The following is a 6,789-nucleotide window of genomic DNA, read 5'->3' as shown; positions in this document are numbered from 1 at the left end:
TAGAACTTGACAATGGGGTGCAGGTGGTAGTCGACACTACAGGTGCCTTTGCCACGGTGGAAGATCTTCCTGCTGCCAGCGTGCTTGTGACGAACAGGGGCGTCGAGGTGAAGACCCGCCACGGAGTCCGCCGCTATGCGTTTGATTCACTCCGTTCTTCGGTGCCCCTCATCATCACGCCAAAGAACGCACCGACGCTCTTGAATCAGGTGCTGACGGTGGGCATTGCAGTGCTCGCGGTGGGCGGAGCAGTGGCGTTCCTGGTCCTGGGGTTCATTGCCGCCCTCTTGGGTGCGGGATACGTCCTTCTTCTGGATGCCCTACGGCATGGCCCCCTGCGCCTCAAAGACGCATTTGCCGTGGCGGTGTACGCGCTCACTCCTTTCACCGTGGTCTTGAGCGTCGTGTTGCTGGCGGGCCTGTTTTCTGGCTCCTTTCTGTTGGTGCTCTGGGTAGGCTACTGTCTTTTGCTGGCAGTCGCCGTGATCAGAATCCATCGAGGCGTGGCGGTGGAAACGAGGTAGACAGGAGAACGCTGCATGCCGGAAAGGGAGATCAAGTCTCTGGATGAACTGCTGGAGGCTGCCAAGGCGGCGGGAAAAGTGAGAGTGGCAGTCGCTGCGGCGGAGGACGAAGCTGCGCTCTCGGCGTTGTACGAAGCAGACCGCGTTGGACTGGCCGAAGCCCTGCTTTTCGGGCCGGAGGCTGAGATCCGCAGAGTGTGGGACACGATCGGTGGGCCTTTCCCTCAGAGCATGACGCTTCGTCCCTGCGTCGATGAGGGAGAGGCGGTGCGCGCGGCGGTGGCAGCAGTTCGGCAAGGGGAAGCCGACATCCTTCTCAAGGGAAAGACAAAGACAGCGACCCTGCTGAAAGCGGTGTTGGACGCTGACTCAGGGTTGCGTACCGGCCGTCTGCTGAGCGACGTCTTCTTGTGTGAAGACCCGCGCCGCACAGGCAATAAGCTGCTGATGATCACCGACGGCGGCGTAACGCTCGCCCCGGACATTAATCAGAAGGTGGAAATCATTCAGAACGCTGTCGAGGTTGCCCATGCGCTCGGCATGAGTAGGCCGCGTGTGGCGCTCCTTTCAGCGGTAGAGACTGTGGTTCCGGGGTTGCCCTCTACTGTCGATGCGGCGATCATCACCAAAATGTGGCAAAGGGGCCAAATCAAGGGCTGCATCGTCGATGGCCCTTTGGCCCTGGACAACGCCGTGAGCGAGGAGGCTGCTCGGATTAAGGGTATCTCCTCGGAGGTGGCGGGGAAAGCGGATATTTTGGTGTGTCCGGGCATCGAGGCGGCCAACATGCTCGCCAAGAGCACCACGTACTTTGCCGGGTTTCGGCTGGCGCATGTGATCGTGGGCGCGAAGGCTCCGGTGCTCATCCCTTCGCGCTCGGATACTGCCGATGCGAAACTGATGTCGGTTGCGTTGGGGGCCCTTGTCTGCAAGGGCAGGCGGACATAGTCGCAAGGCAGAATGCTTCGAGTGGCTTGACCCGGACGGGTAGATGGCGAGAAGGCGCAAGTGAAACGGGCGCGAATACGAATTGCCGGCGTAGTGCAGGGCGTGGGGTTTCGCCCTTTTCTCTACCGCCTGGCGAATGAATACCACATCCTGGGCACGGTGCGCAACGATGCACACGGTGTGCTGGTGGATGCTCAGGGCGACAATGGCAGTCTTGCGGCCTTCGTGGAGCAGATAAGGCAGTCGCCGCCACCGCTGGCCAAGATTACGGAAATGACCGTGGAGCCACTGCCACCGACCAGCTTTGATCGCTTTGCCATCATCGCCAGCGAAGCGGATATCGAGCGCTCGGTCCTCATCTCGCCGGACGTGGCCACGTGCGACGACTGCTTGCGCGAGCTCTTCGATCCCGCCGACCGTCGCTACCGCTACCCATTCATCAATTGCACCAACTGTGGCCCGCGCTTCACGATCACCGGCGATGTCCCCTACGACCGTTCGAACACCAGCATGGCGCGTTTCACCATGTGTCCGGACTGCCAGAGGGAGTACGATGATCCGCTGGATCGGCGCTTCCATGCGCAGCCGAATGCCTGTCCTGTGTGCGGCCCTCGCCTCTTGCTGCTTGATGCAGACGGCCGAACCGTAGACACTCCCGACGTGCTTGTTGCAGCGGTTGAACTATTGCGGGCCGGCTTCGTGGTGGCGGTCAAGGGACTGGGGGGCTTTCACTTGGCGGTGGATGCCACCAATCACGAGGCGGTGGCCAGGTTGCGTGCGCGCAAGCACCGCGAGGAAAAGCCGCTGGCCGTGATGTCGCCTGACCTGGCGGCGGTGCAGCAGTTCGCCCTCGTTAGCCGTGCCGAGCAAGAGCTGTTGGAGTCGCGGGAAAGGCCCATTGTCCTGCTCAGAAAGAGAGAACCTTGTCCCATCGCCGAGGCAGTGGCACCCGGCAACGCCTTCGTCGGCGTGATGCTGCCCTACACGCCCCTGCATCATCTGTTGTTGCGTGGTCATTTTCTTGCTTTGGTCATGACCAGCGGCAATCTATCCGAGGAGCCCATTGCCAAGGAAAATGGCGAAGCGGTGCGTCGTTTGCGTGGCATAGCGGACTACTTCTTGGTCCACGACCGCGACATTCTGGTGCGCAGCGACGATTCAGTCCTCCGCGTCCTCGATGGCCGCGCGCTGCACGTGCGTCGTTCGCGTGGCTTTGTGCCCCTGCCGGTGATTCTCGACCATGAGTGCCCGCCAGTCCTCGGTTGCGGTGCCGAGCTCAAGAACACCGTCTGCCTGGTGCGCGGGCGCCACGCTTTTCTCAGCCAGCACATTGGCGACCTCGAAAACGCCGAGACGATGCAATTTTTCGAAGAGGCGATTGCCCACTTGGAGAGCATCCTCCAGCTGAAGCCGGAAATCATCGGCTACGACCTGCACCCGCGATATCTGTCGACGCGTTGGGCCCTTGAGCAGACCAATGTGAAGCTGGTCGGCGTTCAACATCATCACGCTCACATCGCCGCGTGTCTTGCGGAGAACCGCTGCGCCGGCCCGGTGATCGGACTTGCCCTGGATGGGACTGGCTACGGGAGCGACGGCACGATTTGGGGCGGCGAGTTTCTGCTGGCAGACCTCGGGCGTTTTGCCCGTTTGGGTCACATGCGGCCAATTCGTATGCCAGGAAGCGAGAGAGCGATTCGCGAGCCGTGGCGCATGGCCTTAGCCTACCTCCACGATGCCATCGGCGAGGAGGCGCACACGCTCGATCTCCCTCTGTTCCGAGAAGTTCCCCAGTCCGCCTGCCGTACACTACTGGAGGCAATGAAGGCGGGAGTAAATGCGCCAGTCACCACCAGCTGTGGCCGGCTGTTCGACGGTGTGGCAGCCATCGCAGGCGGAAGGAGGGTGGTCTCCTTCGAGGGGCAGGCGGCGATGGAATGGGAGATGGCGATGTATCAGGGTACCTGGCCCACGGAGATGGACACGGCTGGGGCAAGTGTACCCGATGACTGCTACGCGCTTGCGGTGGTCGAGACGGCAGACGGGCTTGAGCTCGACTACCGACCGCTGGTGCGAGCAGCCGTGGAGGATGTGTTGGCGGGGAAGACAGCAGCGGCGATCTCCCGACGTTTCCATGCCGGCTTGTGTGTGGCATTGGTTCAGGTCTGCAATCTCTTGGCCGAACGGACCGGCGTGCGCACCGTGGCCTTGAGTGGTGGTTGCTTCCAAAACGCTTACTTGTCCACGCTTTTGCCACGTCTTCTTGCCGCACGCGGCTTTGAGGTTTTGACGCACCGTCTTCTGCCGCCCAACGATGGCTGCATCGCCTTGGGACAGGCCGTTGTGGCAGCAAGACAGAGCAAGTGGTAACCGACCGGATGGTTTGGACTGTGCTGATGCGAAACTGATTGGTGAGGCGCGTGCAATGTGTTTAGGTGTGCCGATGCGAGTTGTCGAGATCAATGGCGACATGGCTGTGGCTGAGATCACAGGCGTCCGACGTTCCATTAGCTTGCAGCTTGTTGAAGACGTGCAAGTGGGGGACTATGTCATCGTCCATGCCGGGTTCGCCATTCAGGTGCTGGACGAAGCCGAGGCGCAGGAGACCATTCGTCTGCTGCAGGAATTTGGGGTGCAAGGCGGGTGAGCGGCGTCAAGTTTGTAGAAGAGTTCCGGGATGGCGCCATTGCGCGGGGACTGGCCAGGCGCATCGCTGAAGTGGCTCGTGGTCTGCCAGAAGTGCGCCTCATGGAGGTCTGTGGCACGCACACCATGGCCATCTACCGGAACGGCATACGGCAGCTTCTGCCGGAGAACATTGTGCTTATATCCGGCCCGGGGTGCCCTGTTTGCGTCACACCGAACGACTACATAGATCGGGCCATCGCCTTCGCGCGCAGACCGGACGTGACGGTGTGCACGTTCGGCGACATGGTGCGCGTCCCAGGTTCCAGTTCAAGCCTCGAGTTAGAGAAAAGCAGGCGGGCTGACGTGCGCGTGGTCTACTCACCCCTGGATGCAGTGGAGGTGGCGGTTCAGAACCCTGGCCGAAAAGTCGTTTTCCTCGGAGTCGGATTTGAGACCACTGCTCCCACCGTCGCTGCGGCCATCGAGCTGGCTGCTGCAAAGGGCGTGGACAACTTCTTTGTCAGTTCCGCGCACAAGGTTATGCCCCCCGCGCTTGCTGCGCTCACTGCTGACGCGCGACTGGGCCTGAAAGGTTTTATCCTGCCGGCGCACGTGAGCGCCATCATCGGGGTGGTTCCCTACCAGTTCTTGGCAGCCAAGCACGGCATGGCGGGTGTGATCGCGGGCTTTGAACCGCTGGACATCCTGCAGGGCATCCTGATGCTGGTGGAACAGGTGGCTGAGGGAAGAGCGGCAATCGAGGTGCAGTACACGCGTGTGGTGCGCGAGGAGGGCAACCCGCGAGCTCTGGCCTTGCTTGAGCGCGTGTTCCAGCCGTGCGATGCCGAGTGGCGGGGGCTCGGAATGATCGCAGGGAGCGGGCTGGCAATTCGGGCGGAATACGCGGCCCACCAGGCTGAGGCCAACATCATTGTGGAGCCGGAGCAGACGGTGGTGCATCCCAGCTGCCGCTGTGGTGAGGTGCTGCGCGGACTGCTACACCCGAGAGAATGCCCGCTCTTTGGGACGGTGTGCACACCGGAGACCCCGGTCGGGGCATGCATGGTGTCGACGGAAGGAACGTGCGCCGCCTGCTACAAGTACGGGGCACCCGCTGAGGAGGGGAGCGTCGGTGGATGAGGTGATCAGGCTCGCTCACGGCAGCGGCGGACAGCTGACCCATGCGCTCATCCGCGAGGTCTTTCTGCCGTACTTTGACAACCCGGCTTTAGCTGCTCTGAATGACAGCGCCCTGCTGCAACTCTCCGGCTCTCGCACAGCGTTCACGACTGACGCCTACGTGGTGCAGCCCATTTTTTTCCCTGGCGGGGACATCGGGCGCCTGGCCATTTCTGGCACGGTGAACGACCTTAGCGCGCAGGGGGCGCGACCTGTGGCCATCAGCGCGGCTTTCATCATCGAGGAAGGCCTGCGCGTTGCTGAGTTGCAACAGGTGCTCGCCTCGATGGCGGCAGCAGCCAGAGAAGCGGGAGTGGCGGTAGTGGCGGGCGATACCAAGGTGGTGCCCGCCGGGGCCGCAGACAAGCTGTTCATCACCACAGCCGGCGTTGGCACATTGCTGGTGGAACAGCCACCTACTGGCAGCGGTGCCCGCGTCGGCGATGCGGTCATCGTCACTGGTACCATTGGCGACCACGGCATGGCAGTGATGGCCGCGCGCGCCGGCCTGAGCCTCCAGGGTGCTTTGCGCTCGGACGTGGCGCCGCTCAACCACCTGGTCGAGGGGTTGTTCGCCTGCGGCGTGGAGGTCCATGCCATGCGTGACCCGACCAGGGGGGGAGTAGCAACCACGCTCAACGAAATCGCCCGTGCCTCAGGCGTGGAGATCGTCATCGAGGAGGAGCGCATCCCCGTTGCCGATGAGGTGAAAGGAGCGTGCGAGCTGTTAGGCTTTGATCCGCTCTACGTGGCCAATGAAGGGAAGATGATCGTTTTCGTACCGGTCGCCCACGCCGAACGGGCAATTGCTTGCCTCCACTCCCACGCACTTGGGCGGCAAGCGGCCATCATAGGCAAGGTCGCCAAAGAGAGCAAGGGCAGGGTGCTCCTGCGCACGGCCATCGGCGGGCACCGCATTCTTGACATGTTGGTGGGCGAGCAACTCCCCCGCATCTGTTGAATTCATGGTCCCTGGATTACCGATGCAATCCCTACACCAGAAGCCGTCCCCTCGAGTTATTCTGCTAACCGGGGAAAAGGGGGCGGGTAAGACTTCGTTGGTGCGCTCTGTGCTGGCGCACGTACGCTGTGCGGTGGGTGGCTTCGCCACGGAGGCCGTTTCCGCCTCGGGGCATCGGATAGGATACGAAATTGTCGATCTGCTGACGGGCGAGAGGATGCTTTTTGCCAGCAGGGTGCCCGAGTCGCGGGCGCCACGTGGTGGCCCTTTCACCGTGGACCGCGGTGTGTTCGACTCCTTCGGCGCTCAAGTTGTCGAAAGAGCCCGGCAGCGTGCCGAGCTGGTAGTGATGGATGAGATAGGCTGCATGGAAAGAGATTCCCTGTTTTTCCAGGAAGCAATATGGACATGCCTGACTTCTGGCGTGCCAACCATCGCGGTGGTGCAGACGGGCGAGTGCCTTTTCGTGCGAGAGCTCATGGCAGCTTTCAAGAGTCACCTGCTGCACGTGTCCATCGGCGAGAAGGATAGGATCCGTGCCAAGGTCTT

General features: G+C 61.9%; 7 protein-coding genes. All 7 read left to right on the top strand.

What is annotated here, in order from left to right:
- Nucleotides 1-524, top strand: a 524-nt coding sequence (locus tag H5U38_11665; protein ID MBC7187680.1) for a DUF1189 family protein, incomplete at its 5' end; no start/stop codon positions are given.
- Nucleotides 525-539: 15 nt separating this feature from the next.
- Nucleotides 540-1,472: a bifunctional enoyl-CoA hydratase/phosphate acetyltransferase gene (locus H5U38_11660; GenBank protein MBC7187679.1), complete on the top strand. Its 933-nt coding sequence runs from the start codon at nucleotides 540-542 to the stop codon at nucleotides 1,470-1,472.
- Nucleotides 1,473-1,532: 60 nt separating this feature from the next.
- On the top strand, nucleotides 1,533-3,842 hold the full coding sequence (gene hypF / locus H5U38_11655; protein ID MBC7187678.1) for a carbamoyltransferase HypF: 2,310 nt from the start codon (nucleotides 1,533-1,535) through the stop codon (nucleotides 3,840-3,842).
- 55 nt (nucleotides 3,843-3,897) lie between these two features.
- Complete coding sequence (locus H5U38_11650) at nucleotides 3,898-4,119, top strand: HypC/HybG/HupF family hydrogenase formation chaperone (GenBank protein MBC7187677.1); 222 nt, start codon at nucleotides 3,898-3,900, stop codon at nucleotides 4,117-4,119.
- A complete protein-coding gene (hypD, locus tag H5U38_11645) occupies nucleotides 4,116-5,240 on the top strand; it encodes a hydrogenase formation protein HypD (protein MBC7187676.1) in 1,125 nt (374 codons plus the stop codon). The genes H5U38_11650 and hypD overlap by 4 nt, the downstream gene beginning before the upstream one ends.
- Nucleotides 5,233-6,240, top strand: coding sequence for a hydrogenase expression/formation protein HypE (hypE, locus tag H5U38_11640; protein MBC7187675.1), 1,008 nt, complete (start codon nucleotides 5,233-5,235; stop codon nucleotides 6,238-6,240). The genes hypD and hypE overlap by 8 nt, the downstream gene beginning before the upstream one ends.
- Before the next feature lie 22 nt (nucleotides 6,241-6,262).
- Nucleotides 6,263-6,789: hypothetical protein (locus tag H5U38_11635; protein ID MBC7187674.1), on the top strand; the 527-nt coding region annotated here is incomplete at its 3' end.

The organism is Calditrichota bacterium (assembly GCA_014359355.1).
Lineage (GTDB): Bacteria > Zhuqueibacterota > Zhuqueibacteria > JANLFK01 > Oleimicrobiaceae > Oleimicrobium.
The sequence above is the reverse complement of the archived record's forward strand: the minus strand, read 5'-3'. Positions and strand labels throughout refer to the sequence as shown.